Consider the following 22151-nt stretch of genomic DNA (forward strand, 5'->3'; position numbering starts at 1 on the left):
TCTTTGCTAGATCGACAGCAAATCAAAGCAAGAAATGATAATCGCAAAAGTCCAAAAGCCGCTTTGTCTAAAATAGATACTAACCTAACTAAAAAGAAAAAGCCCGAACATATCTGCACGGGCTTTAACAAACTAGTTGTATTACTATTTCTTCTTTCCTTTTCCTTTGTTACCGTTATTTCCCTTGGCCTTGTGTCCTTTGTTCGACTTCCCTTTTTGGCTTTGAGCACCATTCTTCAATTGATGAAACTCCGCTGAACCCGGTTTGATTCCACATTGTTTAGCGATATATCCCCAACCTCGATCTTTATCAGATTCATAATATCGAATCACCTCGTCTACGGGTCTTCTGGATATTTTTGAGATTTCCAAGGCAACGTAGATCTCACCAGGCTTCATCTCTAATCTGGAATGCATGTAATCGATTTTTTTCTCCGAAACATCATATCCAATGCTTAGATCTGTACGAAAGGCTCCAAAATGTAAACTAGCATTTGCATTGATATTGTTGAGATCAGTATCCAGTTGGGCGTTACCTGTACGAAAAGCTACCTGGGCATTGGCTAGGCCTATTATAAATGTAAAAACACTAAGTGCTAAAATCTTTTTCATTTGATTGAAATTCTTTTGCTGATTGAATTTTAAAAGAGTGCTGAAGAAATAGTTTCTTCAAGGATTTAAGTTAGAAAGGCAAACAAGATTAATGGCTTCAACACCAAAAAGCAAGTGGTCAAATTGTTGAACACAACATTCCAACCTCTTATTCAGTCACTTAGCATTCTTTATTTCGGTAATTCAACGAACACATTTAGGGGAATACCCTAGACATCATTTCAATCCCATTCCAGTAACTAGAAGGAACCCATATCCACAACAGCCTGTGGTTCTAATAGTCTTTCCGGGACCAACTTTTGAATTACAGTTTTTAATCTTTCTAATATGGACTCTTTTATAAAGCTATTGTGGACTACTATACTTACTTCTCGCACAGGTTCGGGACTAGAAAAACGTTTGACATGTAAGGATTCCAATTCCTCAATTACTGACATTTCAGGTACTAAAGTATAACCTACCCCATTCTTGACCAGATTCTTGAGGACCTCAATAGATCCGCTTTGGTAATCGAACCCAATCGCTGAACCACTCTTGGCACCATTACAGATAGACAAAGCCTGATCCCTAAAGCAATGTCCCTCATCTAACACCAGTATTTCACTTGGATCCAGATCTTCTGCTATTAGTAGTTTTTGATCAATAAACCTATGATCCTCCGGTAGATACAAAAGGAAGGGCTCATAATAAACGGGGATCTCTCTAAGAGAAGATTCTTTAAGGGGGGTCACCAATAAACCAATATCAATCATTCCATTTTCTAATTGAGAAATGATCTGATGTGTCTGCAATTCCTGAATTTTCAAATGAACCTTGGGGTTTTCCTTTAAGAACAGAGGTAAAAATTTTGGTAAGAGATAAGGAGCCAATGTGGGTATAATGCCAAGGGTATACTCTCCCTCCATCGATTCCCTTTCATGATTGACAAATTCCTTGATTTGTCTGGACTCTCTTAAAATTTGTCGAGCTCTAAGAATGATTTCTTTGCCAATAACCGTCGGCTGCAGGGGCTTTTTATCTCGGTCGAATATTCTCACTCCAATTTCCTCTTCTAGCTTTTTCACCTGCATCGTCAGGTTAGGCTGTGAAACATAACAGTGCTCAGCTGCTGTCACATAATGACGATACTCATCCAGAGCTACGATATATTCAAATTGCTGTAATGTCATATAACTAAAAGTTATGTAAGTATAATAATTATTGATTTGAATAATAAGTTTTAATTAATGAGATTAGTGAATATTGAATCGACAAACTATAAACAACAAAAAACATGGGAAACAACAATAATGGTGAAAGCAAATGCCCATTTCACGGAGCGACTCAAAATCAGGCAGCTGGTGGGGGTACCAGAAACAATGACTGGTGGCCCAATCAATTGAATGTAAAAATACTTCGACAAAACTCTTCCCTATCCAACCCCATGGATGAGGATTTTGACTATGCCGAAGCGTTCAAAAAACTGGACTATAAAGGCATCAAAAAAGATTTAACAGATCTAATGACTGATTCGCAAGACTGGTGGCCTGCGGATTTTGGACACTACGGTCCGTTCATGATCCGAATGGCATGGCACAGTGCAGGTACTTACAGAACAGGTGATGGTCGTGGCGGTGGAGGTACAGGTATGCAGCGCTTTGCACCATTGAACAGTTGGCCTGACAATACCAACCTGGACAAAGCCCGAAGACTGCTATGGCCAATCAAACAAAAATACGGATCAAAAATATCCTGGGCAGACCTCATGATCCTGGCAGGTAATGTAGCCCTTGAATCCATGGGCTTCAAAACCTTTGGATTTGCAGGTGGTCGTGCAGACGTATGGGAGCCTGAAGAGGACGTGTACTGGGGTACCGAACAGGAATGGCTCGATGACAAACGCTATACTGGCGAAAGAGATCTGGAAAACACACTCGCAGCTGTACAAATGGGACTGATCTATGTGAACCCAGAAGGCCCTAATGGAAACCCTGATCCATTACTAGCTGCCAAGGATATCCGAGAGACTTTTGGTCGAATGGCCATGAACGATGAAGAAACGGTCGCATTGATCGCTGGTGGTCACAGTTTCGGCAAAACCCATGGTGCCGGAGATACAGCATTGGTAGGCCCAGAACCTGAAGCCGCAGGAATTGAAGAACAAGGTTTAGGTTGGACCAGTAGTCATGGAACTGGTAAAGGTCCTGATGCCATTACTGGCGGACCGGAGGTTACCTGGACTACTACTCCGACTCAGTGGAGCAACAACTTCTTCGAGAACCTATTCAGCTACGAGTGGGAGTTGACCAAGAGCCCTGCAGGTGCTCAGCAGTGGGTGGCCAAAAATGCGGATGGTACAATTCCGGATGCTTTTGACCCAGCCAAAAAACATGCACCGACCATGCTGACAACAGACCTTTCTTTGAGATTTGATCCTGAGTATGAAAAGATTTCAAGGAGGTTCTATGAGAATCCAGACGAATTTGCAGATGCATTTGCGAGAGCCTGGTTCAAGCTGACGCATAGAGACATGGGACCAAAAGTGAGATTCTTAGGACCTGAAGTGCCTGATGAAGAGCTGCTTTGGATGGATCCTATTCCTGCAGTAGATCACGAATTGATCAGCCACAGTGATGCGGAATCTTTGAAAAGCAAAATTTTAGCCAGTGGGTTGACTGTTTCTGAACTGGTCTCAACCGCATGGGCTTCTGCCTCTACCTACAGAGGATCAGACATGCGAGGAGGTGCCAATGGCGCTAGAATTAGACTTGCTCCTCAAAAAGATTGGGAAGTCAACAACCCCACTCAATTGAGTAAAGTTTTGACCACTTTAGAAGATATTCAGAGCGAATTCAACGGCTCAGGTAAAAAAGTATCTTTGGCTGATTTGATCGTTTTGGCTGGATCTGCCGGGTTAGAAAAGGCAGCCAAGGATGCCGGACATGATGTCAAAGTGCCATTTACTCCGGGTCGTATGGATGCCACTCAAGAACAAACCGATGTAGATTCATTTGGCTTCCTAGAACCGTATGCCGATGGATTCAGGAATTACATGAAAAGCAAGTTTGCCATATCAGCAGAAGAAATGTTGATAGACAAGGCGCAACTGCTGACCCTGACTGCTCCTGAGATGACGGTATTGGTAGGTGGTCTGCGTGCGCTGGATGCCAACTGGGATGGATCGAAACATGGCGTCTTCACTGACAAACCTGGCGCTCTAACGAATGACTATTTCGTGAATCTACTCGATATGAGTACTGAATGGAAAGCCATTGATGGAGATGACCTATTTGAAGGAAAAGACAGAAAGTCTGGTGCTGTTAAATACACAGGCACACGTGTCGATCTGATATTTGGTTCTAATTCTGAATTGAGAGCTGTGGCTGAAGTCTACGCCTCATCAGATTCCAAAGAAAAATTCGTTAAGGATTTTGTAGCCGCTTGGACTAAGGTGATGAACCTGGACCGGTTTGACTTGAAATAATCTTCAGGTAAGATTGGGTGATTTGATTTTCCGACAGAATCAAATCACCTTTCCATTTTTCCTCCCCAAAACTAAAAAAAGAGCAAGTCGACTAATACAATGGCTCTGTAGGGGGTGAAAAATAAAGAAAAACAAACATCCAAATAATAATGAAATGAGCATTGCATTTGCCATTTCATTGGCTTGATTATGATACACCTAATGACTGTACTGGGCAAGAGTGCCAAGCAACTCTACCTGGAAAAGGAATATCTATCTGATTTCAAATCCCTGATGAGAACACTCACATCAGGAAGAGTGATCATAGTTTCAACGCGATTTAGATCTGATTTGCTCTACAACACAAATCAGAAACAAAGTCTTTCTATAGTCAAACTTTGGGCGCTCTATACAGGCACTGAATTAGGCCAATTAAAAAAAGGGGATTTCAATATTTCGAAAGGAGCAAAAAAGTGTCTCACCTTTTATTTCCAGTCGATCAATCAACTATCGACCAACTGGTATCATTACAAAATATACAAACAAGCTCTTTTGAGCAATTACATCAATGATCCCCACAATCCCCTGGCTCGAACCATATTGGATTGTGATGAATATCTCAGACGCACCCAAGGTATTGGTAGGTCTCCCCTGCTGAATGAAAGTGACATGTTGCCGGGAATTGTTTCGAAGGATCACTTTTCACTGGCTATGCAGCTCATTAATAATGAAACGCATATCAATTGATAGAATATGTAAAAACTACTTAAACCATCTCTTCTACCAAAAGAGATTTCTTGTCAGGAGTTTCTATAATCTCCTTTATGTCTATTTCTGCTACTATATGGTCAGACCTTATTTTCCAATAGGAATAAAACGCCAATACAGACAATCCTAGCCAAAACAGGTCTATAAACAACACCTGATTCATGCCATTTTCAAAGGCTATCCATATCCAATTTCCGCTCACTATTCCATTGGTCATTGGAATCAAAAATCCGATAAGGCTACCACTGAGCAAGCAATATTTGTTAGTGAAAGCAATATCTCTTTTGATAATGAAGAAGGCACTGAGGATCAACCATGGAATGAAATAAAAAGTATAAATTGTATCTATGCCCCCTCCAAAGATTTGGACGAAATGAAAAGACAATGCAGTCACAGGGAACATACTCAGGCAAACGGCCATGTAAACCTGAGCTACCCATAGATTGAACCTACGCCTGCGTTCTGGAGTTTTTTTCTTGTCTCGGGCTACCAACCAAATCATAACTCCAGACAATATCACAAAGCATGAGACTATACCCAATAGGAAAGAAATAATCCTCAGAGGATATCCTCCATAGTCTCCAAAATGAAGACGGTAGAGAGAATTCTTCACCCCTTCCAGATAAGATGCAGCAGCCATAGGGCTTTGCTCCTCCACAATCTCACCAGTAGCCACCTTATATATTCGCTTTCCAGGCCCGGTAAACTGCTGATTCCAGTTCATTTGCCCTTCGATAGACACATGCATATTTTGGTCTCCATAGTTGAAGATGTGGAGATGATTGAACTCGAAACCCGGCCAATCTGCTTCAGTTGCTGCGACCAGTTGATTCAAATGAAAATCACTTTCTAAATCCTGATAAGCGTACTCATAGTGCGGTTCTCCATACCCCAAATCATCGAAAAGCTTTTTCTGATCTCCATCGTAAAGTACAAATACGCTCGGCGCTATCAATACCGCCTTGATCATGAAAAAGGCGCCTGTAACAGCATAGACAAACTGAAAAGGTAATCCAATCGTACCCAGAACAGTATGTCCATCGGTCCACATCGTTTTTAATTTGGCCCAGGGGCGGAACAGAAAGAAGTTACTAATGATCTTATCCCAATGCACCAGTACACCGGTGATCAATGCGAACAGAAAAAACAAAGCAGTAAAGCCAGACAGATGATAACCGAATGGATGGGGTATCTGAGCAAAAAAGTGAAGTCGATAGAGAAACTCCCCCAGCGAATAGGAATCTGCATAGCTCGTACTCTCCTGTGTTTCTGTGTCTAAATAAAAGAAACTTCCTTTCTTGGCCTCATCCGCAGCAGTAGAATCATTGGATGCCTCCAAATTGACTCCTATCCTTCTTTCTCTGTAGTGCTTGCCAATGGACAAATTTCTTCCCTTGAGGTCATAACGTAGAGCCAGTGAATCCAAAGCTAGATCAAGGTCCATATCGATAGCTTCAGTTTGTGCCACAGTATGTCCCTTTTGCCAGTTGACAATTTCATCTCTGAAAAACGAAAAGGATCCAGCAAAGAATATGACAAACAACAAAGCGGAGATGACTATCCCACTAATCGTATGTAGATGAAAGAGTACGTTGTATTTTCTATTGTCCATTAGATGCTCGGGTTAAGATTTTGTCCCAGATAAATCACAGCTGCACAGAGAGCAGATAGTAGCAGATATAGACCCCAAACTTTCCAGCCATTTCGTGCTAGAAAAGCCACGATCATAAGCGCTACCCACATAATAAAACCTGTAAATGTAGAAGTGATCATTACGGTCGTTTTGTCCATCCAGGTCGCTGCTGCCAAATGAAGTGACATGGTCAATATGTATCCACCCAGGATGGCCGCTGTGATTTTAGCTATACGCTGATGAATGGATTTAGTGAGGTATTTCTTATTGGCAGGCATGGCTCATAGGTAGAATAGTTCCGAAAAAAGTGAAAGCAAAAACAAGACAGACAAATGCTTGATCGTAAAAACTCTAATAGGACTTAAAATCACAATTAAACTGCCCCATGTCATCAATACCACGAAAAAAGTCAGTACACCCGCTGCGACACCCCAAAGTATGATCGCCAGAGACAAAGCAATAAATAGCAACATAATCGATAGGCTTTTGGTCTTGGTTTCATTGTAATAAAACCATCTCTCAATTTTCAAAAACCGAGTAGGCACAGCACGTTTAGATGTGTGATACACGATATAAAAAGCCATACCAATGAGTGCTATCGTCAATGTTGCCATAGTGTTGTTAGTTGTTAATGCAATAGGTCACACAGTTCCAAACAAACTCATAGTCTTCGCCACGGAACTGTCCAGGGACCTCTTCTTTTTTGGTCACCCCTACGATGTACTTGGTACTCCACGGTAAGGTGAAGGTGACAAAACCCTCTTTGTCCGTATAAATCTCTTTTTTCCATTGGTCTGAGATAAAAACCGACACTTCACTCTCAGCTAAAGGTTTACCTAAGAATGAAAGTTGTAACTTCACTGTGTCATCGTCTGATGGCACTCGCTGAATGGATAAGCCGCTTTCATTCTGATCAGCTGTTAGGCTAGCTTCTCCACCCACATTGATTTCTGCCATGGCATGGTAGTGCGTTTTGAATATCCCAAAATCGTATTGCGAATAGTCTACCACATCGATCTGATCATTGTCCAGGATGACAGTGAAGGTTCCTTCAGTTTGAGGCGTATATCTGGCTAGATAGTACTTGTCACGTGCTTCTGTAGTCAATACTTGCTTTTTACCTGCAGGATCTACCACCCAAAGCTGGAAATCCTTCATTTTATCAAATGACTCTCCTCCTACCTCTTCGTATACGCCATAGTTGTATTCTCCAAAGTAGACTTTGATCTCCTGCGTCACGCCTTGTTTTCCGGTTGCTTCCGTTTCGATCCACATAAAATGGGCAAATGAGATCTGGCAAACGCCAATCATCAAGGCCATACTTAAAATGATTCTCTTCATTTTTATCTTTTAAATATTAAAACCCAGAGCGAGGACTTTCGCTCCGGGTCAAGAACTATATCAATTAATCTTTAAGCACTGCGAAACCTTTGGCCCAATTGCCATTGATCTTGGCTCCCTTAACAGCAGTAGCTGTCTGCGGATCGATCTCATAGATATGTGCTTCATCTGCCGTACTGACATTGACATACACCTTACCATCGTACACCAGATTGGCCATGCCCCATTCACCACCATGAGCAGGAATATCCAACTTTGTGATGCTTTGGTTTTCAAGGTCAACTATGGCCATTTCACAAATGGCCAGTTCAGCTTCTATGTTAGGACCATAGGTAGCCCATTTGTAATCAGGATTGGTGTCGTCTTCCTTCGCCATTCTAACCACCGCTTTTCCATTTCCAGCATACACCACATTGTTCAACTTATATCCCCCACTCTTTTCTTCAAAATTGAAGAAGTAGTCGCTATCAAACTCTGTTGAACCACTGATGATTCTCAAGAAGCCAGATGGGTTATCCGGAGTAGGCAGAAATCCATTGGCAAGAGCTGAAGTAGAATAGGTGTATAAGTCACCACCTTCAGTCTCCAGGATCGCTCTTTCACCCGAATAAACACCAATATCTGTGGTTCGGTCATCTGTGATGATCTTTTCGAATTCTAGTTCTGGGTAAGAATAAACTGCTACTCTCGCCTGATTAGAATTAGGTGTAGCAAAGGCGGGAACATCCTCCAATTCGCCAGCACCCATGAGGTAATAGGACACGAAGAATTTATTGCCCTGAACAACCATACCTGTAGGCCAAGCCACCAGGCCTTCTTCCTGTCTTTCATCGATTTTACTGCTTACCTTTCTGGTGATAGACATACTTTCCAGATCGATAAAGTAGAATACTCGAGGCTCAAACCCAGAACGTGTCACTCCTACTGCAATCGCGGTTTTATCATCCACCTCAGTCATACCATAGATACCCAGTTCCGTTACCAAAGAACCCACTTCAGTAAAGACTGTATCTACCATTCTATAGCCAGTGGTCAAGTTATCGCTGGTATATCCACAGGCCAACATCGTATTTCCCATTTGGTAAAAGGACATCCATGCAGGCTGCTCTACCCCTGTACCGATAGGAGAAATCACTCCAGTGCTAAGGTCATCCACCCCAACAATAACATCTGTTCCTGACTCAGCTTCTACCCCTACAAAAAAGGCTGAATTGATGGACCCACCATCATCTTCTATGCACGAAGTAAAAGTTAGACCTGCGGCAATCACGCCCACTATGATTTGTAATAATTGCTTTTTCATTTATGATAATCTTATGGATTGTTACTTAAAAAATATCTTAGTTTCAGATTGAAAGACCTACCTGGATTCTGCTGATTGAAATTATCCATCACCTTAGCATCCAGAACATTAGACACCAAAAAGGACAAATTATAACGACCATTCTGAGCACTGTAGGTCAATTGAATATCATTGGTTAGACGAGAAGGAATGGTAGACTTTCCTTGAGACGCCACACTCGGCCATTTGAGATAAAAATCATGCACATAGCGATTGATATTCATCAGTGTCAATTGATTTGCCTGACTGAATACATTCTGGACGCTGTAGCTGATAATCAGATTTCCAAACAGAAAAGGTTCGTTTGGCAATCGATCTTGATAGAGTGCACTTTCCTCATCATTGTTTCTTAGGTCCAGGTAAGTTCCTCCTAGTCCTATATTCAGCTTTTCACGCCATGAATAGTTAAAAGCCAAATCCACACCAGAGGCCAAAACGCTCTTGTCATTGACATAATAGCTGCGGTTCATACGAGGTTCGAATCGAATGTAGTCCTGTGAATTCCTCACAAACAAATTCACTTCTGCTACATAGCCATTGAGTTTGGCCTTACTGCTATTGATTCTAACACCAAGATTGTAGTTATCACTAATCTCAGGAATCAGTTCAGGGTTAGGAATGGTACTGACTCCATCTCCATACATCTCCAGAGACTCAGGGAAGCGATTGGCTCTCTCATATGAGGCTTTTATTTGGAGACCCGGGTGGATAAAAAAAGTACTGGCCAATCCAAAACCTGTTTTGTTATTGCGTGTATCGAAGGAATTAATCTCATCTTCACTGTAGGAAGAATTGTTGGACTGCAGATGATAAAAGTACTGCTTGGCAAAAATTGTGGTACTCAGTCTGTCGTCTAATGCCTTGTTGGTGTAGGCCGCACCCATCACCTGTTTGTTCATCGTATTGGGCGTGCTAAACTGGGTATTGTTCTGTGGTTGGAATTCGTCACTTCCAACTAGCTCCAGGCGATTGAGGGAGTAGTTAAGTGAGACATTGTGGTGAGGATTGATTTCATATTCCGCATTCAGGTTCGCCAATACGTTTTTTCGATTCAGAAAGAAATGGGATTTTCTACCCAACTCACCTGTAGTCGGATGGGCATCTTCGATGAAGCTGCCGTCCCAGCTGTATTTGTAGGTACTGATATCTGTCTTTTCCTGATTGGCATCTGAGTACACCACATAGCTCCTTACATTCAGGTTTCGAATGCCCAGATTCTTCTTACGATAAGAAAAGTTAACAATCTTAATATCAGACTGATTAGTCGCCTCACCTACCGGAAATGATGAAGTGCCTGTAGCAAATGGATCTTGCTGCAATTCTTTATAGTTATCAGAAAAAACTACACCTATCATCAGCTCATCTGCCCAACTTTTATCCATCAGCCCACCTTCTGCCCATATCATTCTTGAGTCATATGCATCATGAAAGCGTGTCACTTCACTGTAGTTGTCATCAAGTTTTCCTGATTCTTCGTCGAGCAAACGGATATCTATCGGGTAGTCATTATCAGAATGATTGTAGAAGGATTTGACTCTGAAAGTTAGACCAGTCTTGGGTTCGTGCCACTGTCCGTTGATCGCTGCGATATGGGTATTGAAAGAACCCAAAGAATAAGAAACATCTAGAAAGTTGACAGGACGAGAATCGGTAACAATATTGATAGAACCACCTAGTGCATCTGAAGACAGGTGAATAGGTACAGCTCCTTTATATATCTCAATGCTACTGATCAGATTAGCAGGGAAGTTGTTGAGGCTAAGTGATGACCCAAAGTAATCCATGGGGATTCCATTGATGAAGGTTCGTACGCGATTTCCCGATAGCCCATTGAGAGACAAATTGAAATTGGAGCCCATTCCACCATTTTGGCGGATATTGATACCGGATACACGGTTGAGAATTTGATTTACATCTGCACTAGAATTCTTCAGCTTTTTGGCTTCCACTACAGATACTGCGTAGGCCTGTTCCCGAATCAGGGTGGCTTCAGATTTTCCTGTTACGACTACCTCTTCCAGGCTTGTACTACTTTCTGTCAATTGAACCCTCAATGGTGAAACATTTCCATTGACCACTTCTATGACTGTTTCTTTCGGATCAAACCCAATAGCAGAGACTCTGAGCTTATATTTCCCATCCTTAAGGTTGAGCAATTGAAACTTTCCATCTATGTCTGCCGCTGTTCCCTTACCTGAATCTGTAAGCAAAATAGTGGCTCCTGGTAAAGCCTGACCCTGACCATCTCTCACAACACCTGAAAGGGTCTGTGCCATGAGATGGGCCTGACAGCATAGTAGTACAAACAGAAGTGAGATTCGCATTATTATTATTTAGACTGATTACAAATAGAATGCAAATCTATGCTCGCAAGGAAGCAAGTACAATCACTAGCCATAGTGAAATACAACTCACTACTCCTAGCTATACATCATCACTACTTATAGTGACTGACCTTAATAATTGAGAATTAAGCTAAATTCTGAGGATGATAGATCAACTGCAGCATCTTAAAAAGGTCTGCATGTTTTCTCTCTAATAAATGAGGGCGCTTGAAGTAATATTCTGAAATGACAGCAAAAAACTCAGAATCAGAGGTCGCGCCATAGGGATCAATGTCTGATTCATTCTCTCGAATTTTTTGCATTTCTTTATGAACCAATTTGGTCCAGGGGTTTACCTTTTCTTTGGGAAGAAACAATTCGGGGATGCCATCCACTTCACCATCTGATTTGTCTAGCAAATGAGCAAACTCATGAAAGCCCACGTGGGATTTATTCGTTTTGTTATCAAAACCATAGTAGAGCGCTTTTTTTGACAGTAACATGACGCGATCCATATGGCCACCACTCCCTACCATACCCAGAATTCTCGAATCCTCTCCTACTCGATAGTTTTCATCAAAGTTCCCAGAGTAAACAAGTACCTCTTGCAAGCGGCCATATTCCCACTGCGGTAGGTCCCAAAAAGGAATCACTGAACTGGCAGCCACCAGTACTCGACATTCATCATCCATTTCGAAATCAACACCCGTCACTTCAATAGTGCTCAAAAACAAAGCTATGCGATGCTCAAACACCATTTTCTCACCTACAGTTAGCTCTTTGTAGAATTGAACCTTATCCTGTAGTATAGGCCTCCAGACATCCAGGAAAACGGGACTGTCTTTATCCTTGAACAATAGGTAGCCCAATGAAGCCACAGCAATTAAAGAGAGGGCAAACGCACCTAAATCATCCTGATGACGCCAGGCACCCACCCCAAGCATCGCTGCTACAAAAAGTGAAAGGCCAAAGAATAATTTTAGTGTGAATCGATTGCTCATGCTGGATCAAATATACGATCTATTTTATCTTCCATTACATACAAATCGACGTTTATGAGATAATGAATAGGATTTAAATGACTAATTACCGCTTCCAATCCAGCTCATGGTTAAAGTCCATTTCTTTCTTTCCACTTGGGGTAGTCTTTGCTAAGCAACTTTTCCGGCCAATAGCCATACCAGGCATAGCCGCCTCTTCTTTCTGGGTTCACTTCTGCCAGAGAATACACTTTAGTACTATCTCTGCGACACATAAAGGGCACATTATCTTCAATCTGATAAAAGCGCGACCATATGCGTGCAGCTGTAGAATCCACCACTACCTTTCTATCCACATCCAGGTTTTGGCCGGGATAGGTATCTGCAGGAATGGGTATGTCCTCCACTCTGATATTGTACAAGGCCGATGCTTCAAGCCATTGCACCCCCGACTCGATCGAAATTATCACTTCCTCATTCGGGTTAGGAATCCTCATCAGAAACCTTAAGATTTCAACAGACTCCCTGGAAACTACAGAGGGCAATTCAAATGAACGACCTTTAACAGGCTTAAAGTCCTCGTGGCTGTGCTGCTGACACCATCCTTTTCGAACACCATCCACTACGATCTGACAATTCAGAGTAGTTTCGATAGCTCTGTCTAGCGCTGAATCCAGTTGCTGACGAAGCGCTGCATCCAACCAATCGTAGTAGGGCTCCCTCAACCGGATATCAAGGAGCAAATCCATGATTCCATTGGTGACATTGTCATTGTATGTGATGGCATCTACATCCCATCCTCGCCAGCCCCCACTGGCATTCTGGGTCTCCAATATGTAATTCAATCCCTTAACTACGCTTTCCTTATAGCTCTCCTTTTCAGTATTGGCATACATACGAGCCAGAAAATCTATTTGAGAATGCGTATTGTCATTATCGAAAGTGCTCTGATTCTGTCTTTCCTTAAGAGTGGCCTTAAGCGAATCAACATCGATAATAGCCAGCCAATCCATGTTTTTGGGCCAGCCTCCATCGGAGTTTTGATACTTGACGAAATTGTCAGCTATGGATTCAAAATCATCTTCCGCCAGACGCTCATACGCAAAATTGGTGGCAAACAACTCCCAATGATGGATCCCATCTGCAAAAGCTGATAAATCCACCTTAATGGTTTGATCCGAATGGATGGATTTACTTTCAGTTTTGTCTTTTTTGGATTCGCAGGCTATGATCACCAGCCATAAAACCATCAGTTTAACAATTGAAGAGTAGGTGTAATTCATCGATTTTCCATCTTTAGTATCAAAGCTTCAATTTAAATTCTCTGACAAGAATACACTCTTCTATTTTGAACAAAAGCCTAACAGCTAGTGTGAATCAATATGATTTAATCAGGAACCTTACCCGTTTCATCTAAGATACCCTCCATCTTGAGATGGGTAATTACAGGCACACTATCCATTCTTACCAGTGTCACATGATCGAAAGCCATGGAATCCTTGGGTTGATAGCCGCCAGTAGTCCCAAGCATGATGTAATCCCGCTCGTTTCGGATGCGATGAGACATGGTATGCAAATGACCATTGATGACGGTATATGGGCGAGTAGCCAATAACTCTTCCAATTGCCCTAACCCTTTGTTTCCCTCACGCTTCCAGAGCGGCTTATGCATGAGCACAAAAGTCCAGCGCACATCAGAATTTGCAATCAGTACTTCTTTGAAATAATCTATCTGCTCCTGCCTCATACCACCTGCTTCGCTTTCTATCATTTGAGCGTATGCCGTATCCTCAAATTCACCTTCTACCTCTCCTCTGATCACTTTCATAGCCTCGGCCCTTGCAGCATCGATTTCCATCATGCGATCATCCTCAAAATCCTCCGAGTCGAGCATGAGAAAGAGTACATTTTCGTACTTGAAGTAATAATACCTCGGCCCAAACCTGTCAGCCCAAAAGTCTCTCATGACCAGATTGGTCAGGTCGTGATTGCCTCCCAGGTGAAAAAAGGGCATGTTGAGCTGAGCTGTTCGTGCCTCAAAAGAATCCCACTCCTGATTCAAAATCGTCGAATCATGAGAACCTCCTTCTATTAGATCTCCTACGCTTAGTACAAAGGTAGGATCAAGTCGGTTGAGCTGGCGAACTGCCGTACTATATACTCCAGGTCTTTCTCCTCCCGCTAAGTCCGCAATGATCGCAAAGGTGAAATAATCCTCTTCTAATTCGAAGGCAGAACTGGTCCAGGGAGTTGGGCCTTCTGATATATCATGTACGAATTCTGGCTGTGACTTTTTCTCAGTTTGGCATGACCAGAGCAATAGGCTAATTAAAAAGAATTGAAGTGCTTTTTTCATGAATCTTGGGCTATGAAATTTTGAGTCAAAGATATAAAACCTAAGACCATGGTCAGCCATATTCCTATCCTGAGCTTATATAAAAAAGGCTGCCTCATTCCTTAATTAAATCAAGGAAGGGCAGCCTTAGCTTCGATCAAATGTTCTAATTATTCTACGATCGTATCAGGGCTAAAGGCCCATATCGTTCCATCGTCTTCACAAGAAACGACCAAAACACTTTTGCCAGTGGGGCTGTCCTGAGCGGATATAAACACCAATCCCTCTGGCGCATCTCCAGTAGGTAGTATGGATAGGAAAAGCGGTGCTGCTGGATTAGACACATCGTATACCGCGACTGCATCTACTCTTTCCAAACCAACAAATGCGATGGTTTTGCCATTAACCTCTCCTACTACGACACCTTCTGGCTCCACACCTTTGTCGTCACTACGGCCATCATCGTAAAGTCCGGCCATCACAACTTGTCTTTCCATTTCGTCACCACTATCAGCGATCAGGTTGCCATTGGCATCCCAGATAGAGAAGGATCGAGCTCCATAGGTATAGAGCGATTCGTACAATCCATCGCCATCTACATCCCCTTCGGTCCACATGGCCTTCCATCTTCCAAAATTCTCTTCCAACAAGATGTTTGCGGCATCCGGAAAAGCTGCCAAGTTCAGGTCATACTTTTTGATTCTTTGTTCGTCGGTATAGACTATGCATCCATCATCCTCATCATAATCTCCACCCTTGGTGTTGCATGTTGCCTCGTCATCATCAGAAATGTACTCACGACCGTCTCCTTCATTGGCAGTGATTAAGTATTGCACACCATTTACTACGAAAGCTGCCATGCCATCAGGCATATACACGCCATAGATATTCTCTGGGACTGAACGAAACTCCACCTTTCCGTCTTCGTTGCTTGGATCTACCAGTACATTCGATCCTGCATAGTCCTTCAACCCCAATCCTTTTAGATCAGAAACAGTTTTAGTCTCCAGATCAATTATGGCCAAACCATTGTTTTCCTGAAGCGCTACATAAGCAGTTTTCGAATCCTGCGATACTGCGATGTATTCTGGTTCTACATCGTGTGCTAAATCAGCATTCGGACCTGACACTCTGAATCCTTCTGCTGCCAAGGCCGCTTCCTGATCATTGAAAGAAGTAAAGTCCAATGTAACGGAACTGAAATCCGAAACGGTCACGATCGTTACCGATCCTTTAGGATCGATTGAATAGTCATCATTTGGTTCTCCTTCATTCGCAGAAAGAATATATTTAGCATTTGGGGAGAAAGTGACCATGTCCGGCAAGGCACCCGCCTCGATCACCTGAGCTTCTGACAAGTCAGAAAGATTAAACACCACAATTTTACCCTTATCCGTTTTTTCATCCGCCTCTATGGCTGCTGCCAGGTAGTCCCCACCAACAGCAACACTATTGACACCAGCACCGTAAGCCGTAATACTAATACTCTGGATCACCTGCATATGGGCTGGATCAGAAAAATCAATCACATCGATTTTGCTTTCATCCGCATTGTTAACAACAAAGAGTTGCTGAGTGGAAGGGTCATAGGCCGATATTTCAGCGGCCCCTTCACCACCTATAGTGATATGGGATATTTCGTCAAAGGTGGATGCATCTTCGTTCGGTGCTTTGAATCCATCTTCTTCGTTACAGGCAGTACATAGCAACAGGCCAAGTGCCCAGGTCATTATGAATTTGTAAGGTTTGTTCATTGATAGTTTTTGATTTATTAATTGAAATCGTAAAACTATCTGTGAGCCATTGCCTGATTGTTAAGGTCAGTTTACCAAACAAAAAGGAAATCGAATGGCTCATATCAAGCCCTTAACAATTGATTAATTCGGGAATTGGTAAAACCAGCAATCTTCTGATCCAATAAAGATGACCATAACGTAATTGAATTATTCATTATGAACACTTTGTTATACATGATAAACTATTCCTTATACAGTATAAACACTTTCTTAGTCTATATAAATCCTTCATTCTTAAAAATGAAGACTTAGTTCTTCATGATACATATCTAGTGATACCGTATGAATATCTAATTTTAGAAAATATAGACTTATTGATAGAAAATGAATGGTTTCTTATTGCGAATCAACATCTACTGATCCAGTATAAACGCTCTCTTATAAAGAATGAACATTTGCTAAACAGAATCAAAAGCTACTAAGGCCTTAATGGTCTATAACTCTTCCATGTTCAATAACCTACGGGACTTAAAATTCGGGATCTACCTGAAAAGTCATTCCCTGATTGGTTCGAGGATGTATAAAGGTCAATCTCTCTGCATGTAGGTGCAACCTACGGTCCTTTTGCCCATAGAGATCATCTCCTACGATGGGCGCATTTAACCCATCTGGATGTGCTGCATGCACGCGTAGTTGATGGGTACGACCTGTGATAGGGTAGAAAAACACTTTGGTTCGCCCTTCCTTTCTTTCGACCACTTCCCATCGGGTGTGAGCAGGTTTGCCATGATCGTAACATACCAGCTGCCTGGGTCTATCTTCCAGATCCACTCGCAATGGGAGCTTAATTTCTCCAGCTTCTTCACTCAGCTCCCCTTCCAGCCATGCCACATAGCGTTTGCGGATGGATTTAGTTAAGAATTGATCCTGAAGCACCTTATGTGTGTCTTTGTTCTTCGCAATCAGCATCAATCCCGATGTAGCACGGTCCAGCCTATGCACCATCAAGGGACCTGTGGCTTCAGGGTATTGCTTAGCCATTCGATCATACACCGAATCCATGTTGTTTTTACCGGGAACAGAAAGGAATTCCTCGGGCTTGTTGATCACCAGCAGATCTTCGTCTTCGTAAACGATACCCAAATGCTTATCTGAGGTTGAGATAGATTGCATCGGACTAGCTGCCACATCCAGTCCCACCAACATATGAGAAAGAATCGGTTCGCATTTGCCTTTACATGAGGGATAGAAAAAACCATGCTTTCTGATTTCAGACTTGGGTGACTGCCCCCACCAAAACTCCGCCATTGCCAGAGGCTCATAGTCTTGCAAATAGGCATATTGAAGCAATTTGGGCAGGGAACACTCTCCCGCACCAGATGGCGGCACTCCCAGGCTGGTTTCCTTAAAGATATCCAGGAGGTCTCGGTTCTCCCCTTTTCTATTCAGAAACTGATACTGTTCAAAAATCTCTCGTTGCAAGCGATTCGACCTTTCACGACTCTTCTTTTTAAGCGCCTTAATTTGGCCTTCTATTTCACTTAACTCATGTTCCTTCTCATCCCTGACTTTTTTCCAATGACGTTTGAGGTCCTTCCACTCAAAGTGCAATCGACTACTCTCATCATTCAGCTGTTTTTCTAAAAGCGCGAATTCCTCGGAATTCAAACCAGTCTTGCCTTCCTCTCTTCGGATCTTTCTTTCCTCCTTGGCCTTTTTCAGTTCCGCTTTTTTATTTCCTAATTGGAGCTCAGATTCATCGAGGCATTCTTGAAAAGCTTTTATTGCCTCTTGGTATTGCTTTGAGGCTTCCAGGTCGAAGCGTTCTTGATTGATCGCCATGATTTCTTTTTCACCCTTTCGGTAAAAGCTATCAACCGCCAAAATATCAGATACTGGAGGCACAAAACCGGGATGATGGCTTTCTCCCGCGAGCTTCCCGCTAAAAGCAGATAAAAAACCCACCTCACCTTCTGGATTCCTCACCAGCAAAACCCCAAACATCTTGCCCACATTTGGTCCTTCTACAAAACCATTGAGACCAAAATCGTGTTCCCAATCCGTCTGAGAGCTGAGATGCTCCTGCAGCTGATGGGCAGCTATGAGACACAAGGGGTGCGGCTCATAATAAAAGGGATAGGTGAACTGCTCTGGCAATGAATGACCAGATATATCCTCTTTGAAATAAGTAAAACAAGAATCCTTTTGCTTCATAAAAGCGCAAAGCTAATGCTTTCATTAGCCCTTGCTGCGCTGGGACAACAAAAAAGGTGAGACAATTGCTCGCCTCACCTTTACTATATCAACTCAAAAATCTTTATACTCCTTCAAGCTCTAAAATGATCGCCTCGATTTCATCCAGAGTTGGCTGCAACAAGTCTACCAAAGACTCAGAACTATCATCTGCATAAACCACAAATACATCTAGATCTCCATCTGTAGTAAACACGATCTCCAGATCTCCAACAAAATCACCATCATGATAGAGCTTCATATCGATATAATCATTGACGTTATCGTCTGCTGCGGCTTCCATACCTGCCACATCAATGCTTCCTTTTACTTTCATTTTACCATAGCCGACACTTCCTTCGATGAAATTCGGGAATTCTTTCATCTCTGATTTGAAATCTACGCCTACATTGAAATGTGCGATTGACTCATCTCCTCTGGTAATTTCGAAAGCGATGCTAGAAGACTTAGCCTGACTGTCATCCACATCTAGAGAATAATGGAAAGGCTTCACAAATAGGTCCAATGTGATCTTATTAGGATCTTCTGCGCCAGCGGCATAGGCTGCATTGAGGTTCAAGGATGCCATCAACTCCCCGTCTAGCTTCAACTCAGCTTCCAGTTCGAGAACCACATCCCCGGATTCAACTAAATTGTAGATAAACAAACTTGCGTTGTTGGTTTGTGAACCTTCTGATGGGAACCTGAATTCTACATAATCCACATCCGTTGATGTCAATTTAAAATCCTGCAATTCAACATCCCACTCATAGACTCCTTTGGCTTCCTCAAAGGTCGGGTCAGTCTCTTTCAGTCTGCTGTTAACAGAGAATTTTTGACCAATGCTTCTCGCATTTTGGAGGTATTCCTTAGCGTTTATCTCTCCTTCACCAGCACTGAACTGAAGAATATTTTGTGAATAGAAGAAATCTGTCATATCCAATAGAGCCATAGCCCCTTCAGACTCCACCATATCGATCACATCTGATTCTATGTCGCTGGTAGTTTCAGAAATAGCCACTCTGGCTTCCTCCTGCGAAAGCTCTTTGACCTTATCTTCTTCCTGACAAGCGCTAAACATCAATGCAACTGCTGATAGAGATAAAATTATCTTTTTCATGTCGAGTAATTTTTTTATTTTGGTTTTGGTTAACTGGCTTTCCATAGCCGTGATTATTCAATATCTATACTAACCGTGAAAGTATTCAGATATTGCCTTACAATCATTAATATATCTACAGACAAATCCATATATTTGCCAGCCTTAACCCATATTAATTCACAAACAATTCTAATATGAAATTTAAGCCAGGGGTACTTACAGGAGATGAAGTTACCGAATTATTAAACTACGCAAATGAGAACCAATTTGCACTTCCTGCTGCTAACGTAATCGGCAGTAGCTCAATCAATGCAGTATTGGAAACCGCTAGAGATCTAGAATCTCCAGTGATGGTTCAGTTCTCTAATGGAGGTGCGGCCTTCAACGCGGGAAAAGGATTGTCTAACGATGGCCAAAAGGCAGCAATCGCAGGTGCTGTAGCAGGTGCTCACCACGTGCACATGATGGCTGAAGCATACGGTGTGACTGTGATTTTGAACACAGATCACTGTGCTAAGAAATTATTGCCTTGGATTGACGGTATGTTGGATGCAGGTGAGAAGTTCTACGAGCAGCACGGAAAGTCACTTTTCAGCTCTCACATGATCGATCTTTCTGAAGAGCCAATCGAAGAAAACATTGAAACTTGTAAAAAATACCTCGAGAGAATGTCTAAAATGGGCATGACTCTAGAAATCGAATTGGGTATTACAGGTGGTGAAGAAGATGGTGTTGACAATTCTGACGTAGATGAGTCTAAACTTTATACACAACCAGAAGAAGTAGCTTACGCTTACGAAGAATTAGGCAAAGTGAGTGATAAATTCACTATCGCTGCTGCTTTCGGTAATGTACACGGTGTTTACAAGCCAGGTAATGTGAAGTTGACTCCAAAAATCTTGAAAAACTCTCAGGATTATATCCAGGAGAAATACAAAACAGGTCACAACCCTGTAAACTTCGTATTCCACGGTGGATCAGGTTCTACTACTGAAGAGATCAGAGAAGCGATCTCTTATGGAGCTGTAAAGATGAACATCGATACAGACCTACAGTGGGCATACTGGGATGGTATCCGTAGATACTACGAAAACAAAAAAGACTACTTGCAAGGACAAATCGGTAACCCAGAAGGTGTAGATGCTCCTAACAAGAAAGTGTATGATCCAAGAGTTTGGACCAGAGCTGCAGAGCAATCTTTCGTTAGTAGATTGAAATCAGCATTCGAAGATTTGAACAACGTAGGAACTAACAAATAATTCCTCAGTCAAATAAGATACAGAAGGGACTCCAATGAGTCCCTTTTTTTATGTCCTGATTTGTGGATAAAAGTCCTCTTCCCTCCTTTCGGAACAAGCGATTTTTGACTAACATTGGAAACAAATAACAGACCCAAAACAATTCGACAAAATGAAAAATATTTCTGTAATAGGCGCTGGAACGATGGGCAATGGAATCGCTCATGTATTCGCCCAAAACGGCTTTCAGGTTCAATTGATTGATATTTCAGAAAAGGCATTAGAACGAGGACTTGCCACAATAGAAAAGAATCTGGACCGTCAATTGGCAAAGGAAAAAATCACCGAAGAAACAAAAAAGCACACCCTGACTAATATCGAAACCGTTACGGACTTGAGCAAGGGAGTCGCAGAGGCCGACCTGGTGGTTGAAGCAGCTACAGAAAATGAAAAAATCAAATTGGATTTGTTCAAACAAATCGATCAGGCTGCACCTAACCATGCGATCCTCGCATCCAACACCTCATCGATCTCGATTACGAAAATAGCAGCGGCAACACACAGAGCTGAAAAAGTAATCGGTATGCATTTTATGAATCCTGTTCCGATCATGCAATTGATCGAGGTGATCAGAGGCTACTCTACTGATGACGAAACCACCAAGGCGATCATGTCGCTATCAAAGAATCTCGGAAAAATACCTGTTGAGGTAAATGACTATCCAGGATTCGTGGCTAACCGAATATTGATGCCGATGATCAATGAGGCGATCATCACACTGCACGAAGGAGTCGCTGGCGTGCAGGAAATTGACACAGTAATGAAACTAGGAATGGCACATCCAATGGGTCCATTGCAGTTGGCAGATTTTATCGGTCTGGATGTCTGCCTGTCCATCATGAATGTGCTATACGAAGGGTTAGGAAACCCAAAATATGCCCCTTGCCCCTTGCTGGTCAACATGGTGACCGCAGGTGTACACGGTGCAAAAACAGGAGAAGGTTTTTATCAATACACCAAAGGATCCAAAGAACTGATTGTATCCAATAGATTCACTAAATAACGA

The 22151-nt window shown here is 42.3% G+C and carries 18 protein-coding genes; 4 read left to right on the forward strand and 14 right to left on the reverse strand.

Annotated features, from left to right (window positions below; genetic code table 11):
- Positions 1-144: 144 nt before the first annotated feature.
- Together N7U62_RS05575 and N7U62_RS05580 are read right to left on the reverse strand one after the other, a co-directional pair.
- Positions 145-612: a hypothetical protein gene (locus tag N7U62_RS05575; RefSeq protein ID WP_264136907.1), complete on the reverse strand. Its 468-nt coding sequence runs from the start codon at positions 610-612 to the stop codon at positions 145-147.
- Positions 613-851: 239 nt separating this feature from the next.
- The gene (locus N7U62_RS05580) at positions 852-1781 is read right to left on the reverse strand and encodes a LysR substrate-binding domain-containing protein (RefSeq protein WP_264136908.1); all 930 of its coding nucleotides are present in this window, start codon (positions 1779-1781) and stop codon (positions 852-854) included.
- 104 nt (positions 1782-1885) lie between these two features.
- On the opposite strand from N7U62_RS05580, the gene katG reads away from it, so the two are divergent.
- Both katG and N7U62_RS05590 read left to right on the forward strand, forming a co-directional pair.
- Positions 1886-4075, forward strand: coding sequence for a catalase/peroxidase HPI (katG, locus tag N7U62_RS05585; protein WP_264136909.1), 2190 nt, complete (start codon positions 1886-1888; stop codon positions 4073-4075).
- A 189-nt stretch (positions 4076-4264) separates the two neighbouring features.
- Positions 4265-4801 carry a hypothetical protein gene (locus N7U62_RS05590; RefSeq protein WP_264136910.1) on the forward strand — a complete coding sequence of 179 codons (537 nt, stop codon included), beginning with the start codon at positions 4265-4267 and terminating at the stop codon, positions 4799-4801.
- 19 nt (positions 4802-4820) lie between these two features.
- On the opposite strand, the gene N7U62_RS05595 is transcribed toward N7U62_RS05590, so the two are convergent.
- The 12 genes from N7U62_RS05595 to N7U62_RS05650 form a co-directional block, all read right to left on the reverse strand.
- Positions 4821-6434 carry a PepSY-associated TM helix domain-containing protein gene (locus tag N7U62_RS05595; protein ID WP_264136911.1) on the reverse strand — a complete coding sequence of 538 codons (1614 nt, stop codon included), beginning with the start codon at positions 6432-6434 and terminating at the stop codon, positions 4821-4823.
- The gene (locus N7U62_RS05600) at positions 6434-6733 is read right to left on the reverse strand and encodes a hypothetical protein (protein ID WP_264136912.1); all 300 of its coding nucleotides are present in this window, start codon (positions 6731-6733) and stop codon (positions 6434-6436) included. The genes N7U62_RS05595 and N7U62_RS05600 overlap by 1 nt, the downstream gene beginning before the upstream one ends.
- Positions 6734-6736: 3 nt before the next feature.
- Positions 6737-7069: a hypothetical protein gene (locus N7U62_RS05605; RefSeq protein WP_264136913.1), complete on the reverse strand. Its 333-nt coding sequence runs from the start codon at positions 7067-7069 to the stop codon at positions 6737-6739.
- A gap of 7 nt (positions 7070-7076) precedes the next feature.
- Positions 7077-7796 (reverse strand): DUF4198 domain-containing protein, encoded by a 720-nt coding sequence (locus N7U62_RS05610; protein ID WP_264136914.1) that lies wholly within the window; start codon positions 7794-7796, stop codon positions 7077-7079.
- 64 nt (positions 7797-7860) lie between these two features.
- Entirely contained in the window at positions 7861-9099 is a 1239-nt protein-coding gene (locus tag N7U62_RS05615; protein ID WP_264136915.1) for a DUF4374 domain-containing protein, read from the reverse strand.
- Positions 9100-9110: 11 nt separating this feature from the next.
- Complete coding sequence (locus tag N7U62_RS05620) at positions 9111-11462, reverse strand: TonB-dependent receptor (RefSeq protein ID WP_264136916.1); 2352 nt, start codon at positions 11460-11462, stop codon at positions 9111-9113.
- Positions 11463-11608: 146 nt separating this feature from the next.
- On the reverse strand, positions 11609-12463 hold the full coding sequence (locus N7U62_RS05625; protein WP_264136917.1) for a M90 family metallopeptidase: 855 nt from the start codon (positions 12461-12463) through the stop codon (positions 11609-11611).
- Positions 12464-12573: 110 nt separating this feature from the next.
- The gene (gene pelA / locus N7U62_RS05630) at positions 12574-13725 is read right to left on the reverse strand and encodes a pectate lyase (RefSeq protein WP_264136918.1); all 1152 of its coding nucleotides are present in this window, start codon (positions 13723-13725) and stop codon (positions 12574-12576) included.
- 104 nt (positions 13726-13829) lie between these two features.
- Positions 13830-14798 (reverse strand): metallophosphoesterase family protein, encoded by a 969-nt coding sequence (locus tag N7U62_RS05635; RefSeq protein WP_264136919.1) that lies wholly within the window; start codon positions 14796-14798, stop codon positions 13830-13832.
- Positions 14799-14947: 149 nt separating this feature from the next.
- Positions 14948-16531, reverse strand: a complete 1584-nt coding sequence (locus N7U62_RS05640) for a choice-of-anchor I family protein (RefSeq protein ID WP_264136920.1) — start codon at positions 16529-16531, stop codon at positions 14948-14950.
- 510 nt (positions 16532-17041) lie between these two features.
- The gene (locus N7U62_RS05645) at positions 17042-18727 is read right to left on the reverse strand and encodes an RluA family pseudouridine synthase (protein WP_264136921.1); all 1686 of its coding nucleotides are present in this window, start codon (positions 18725-18727) and stop codon (positions 17042-17044) included.
- A gap of 103 nt (positions 18728-18830) precedes the next feature.
- On the reverse strand, positions 18831-19865 hold the full coding sequence (locus N7U62_RS05650) for a hypothetical protein (RefSeq protein ID WP_264136922.1): 1035 nt from the start codon (positions 19863-19865) through the stop codon (positions 18831-18833).
- Between the two features lie 176 nt (positions 19866-20041).
- Here N7U62_RS05650 and fbaA point away from each other — a divergent pair, with 176 nt between their 5' ends.
- Positions 20042-21106 (forward strand): class II fructose-bisphosphate aldolase, encoded by a 1065-nt coding sequence (gene fbaA, locus N7U62_RS05655; RefSeq protein WP_264136923.1) that lies wholly within the window; start codon positions 20042-20044, stop codon positions 21104-21106.
- A 151-nt stretch (positions 21107-21257) separates the two neighbouring features.
- A complete protein-coding gene (locus N7U62_RS05660) occupies positions 21258-22148 on the forward strand; it encodes a 3-hydroxybutyryl-CoA dehydrogenase (protein WP_264136924.1) in 891 nt (296 codons plus the stop codon).
- Positions 22149-22151: the final 3 nt, after the last annotated feature.

It is taken from the genome of Reichenbachiella ulvae (assembly GCF_025833875.1).
GTDB classification, from domain to species: domain Bacteria; phylum Bacteroidota; class Bacteroidia; order Cytophagales; family Cyclobacteriaceae; genus Reichenbachiella; species Reichenbachiella ulvae.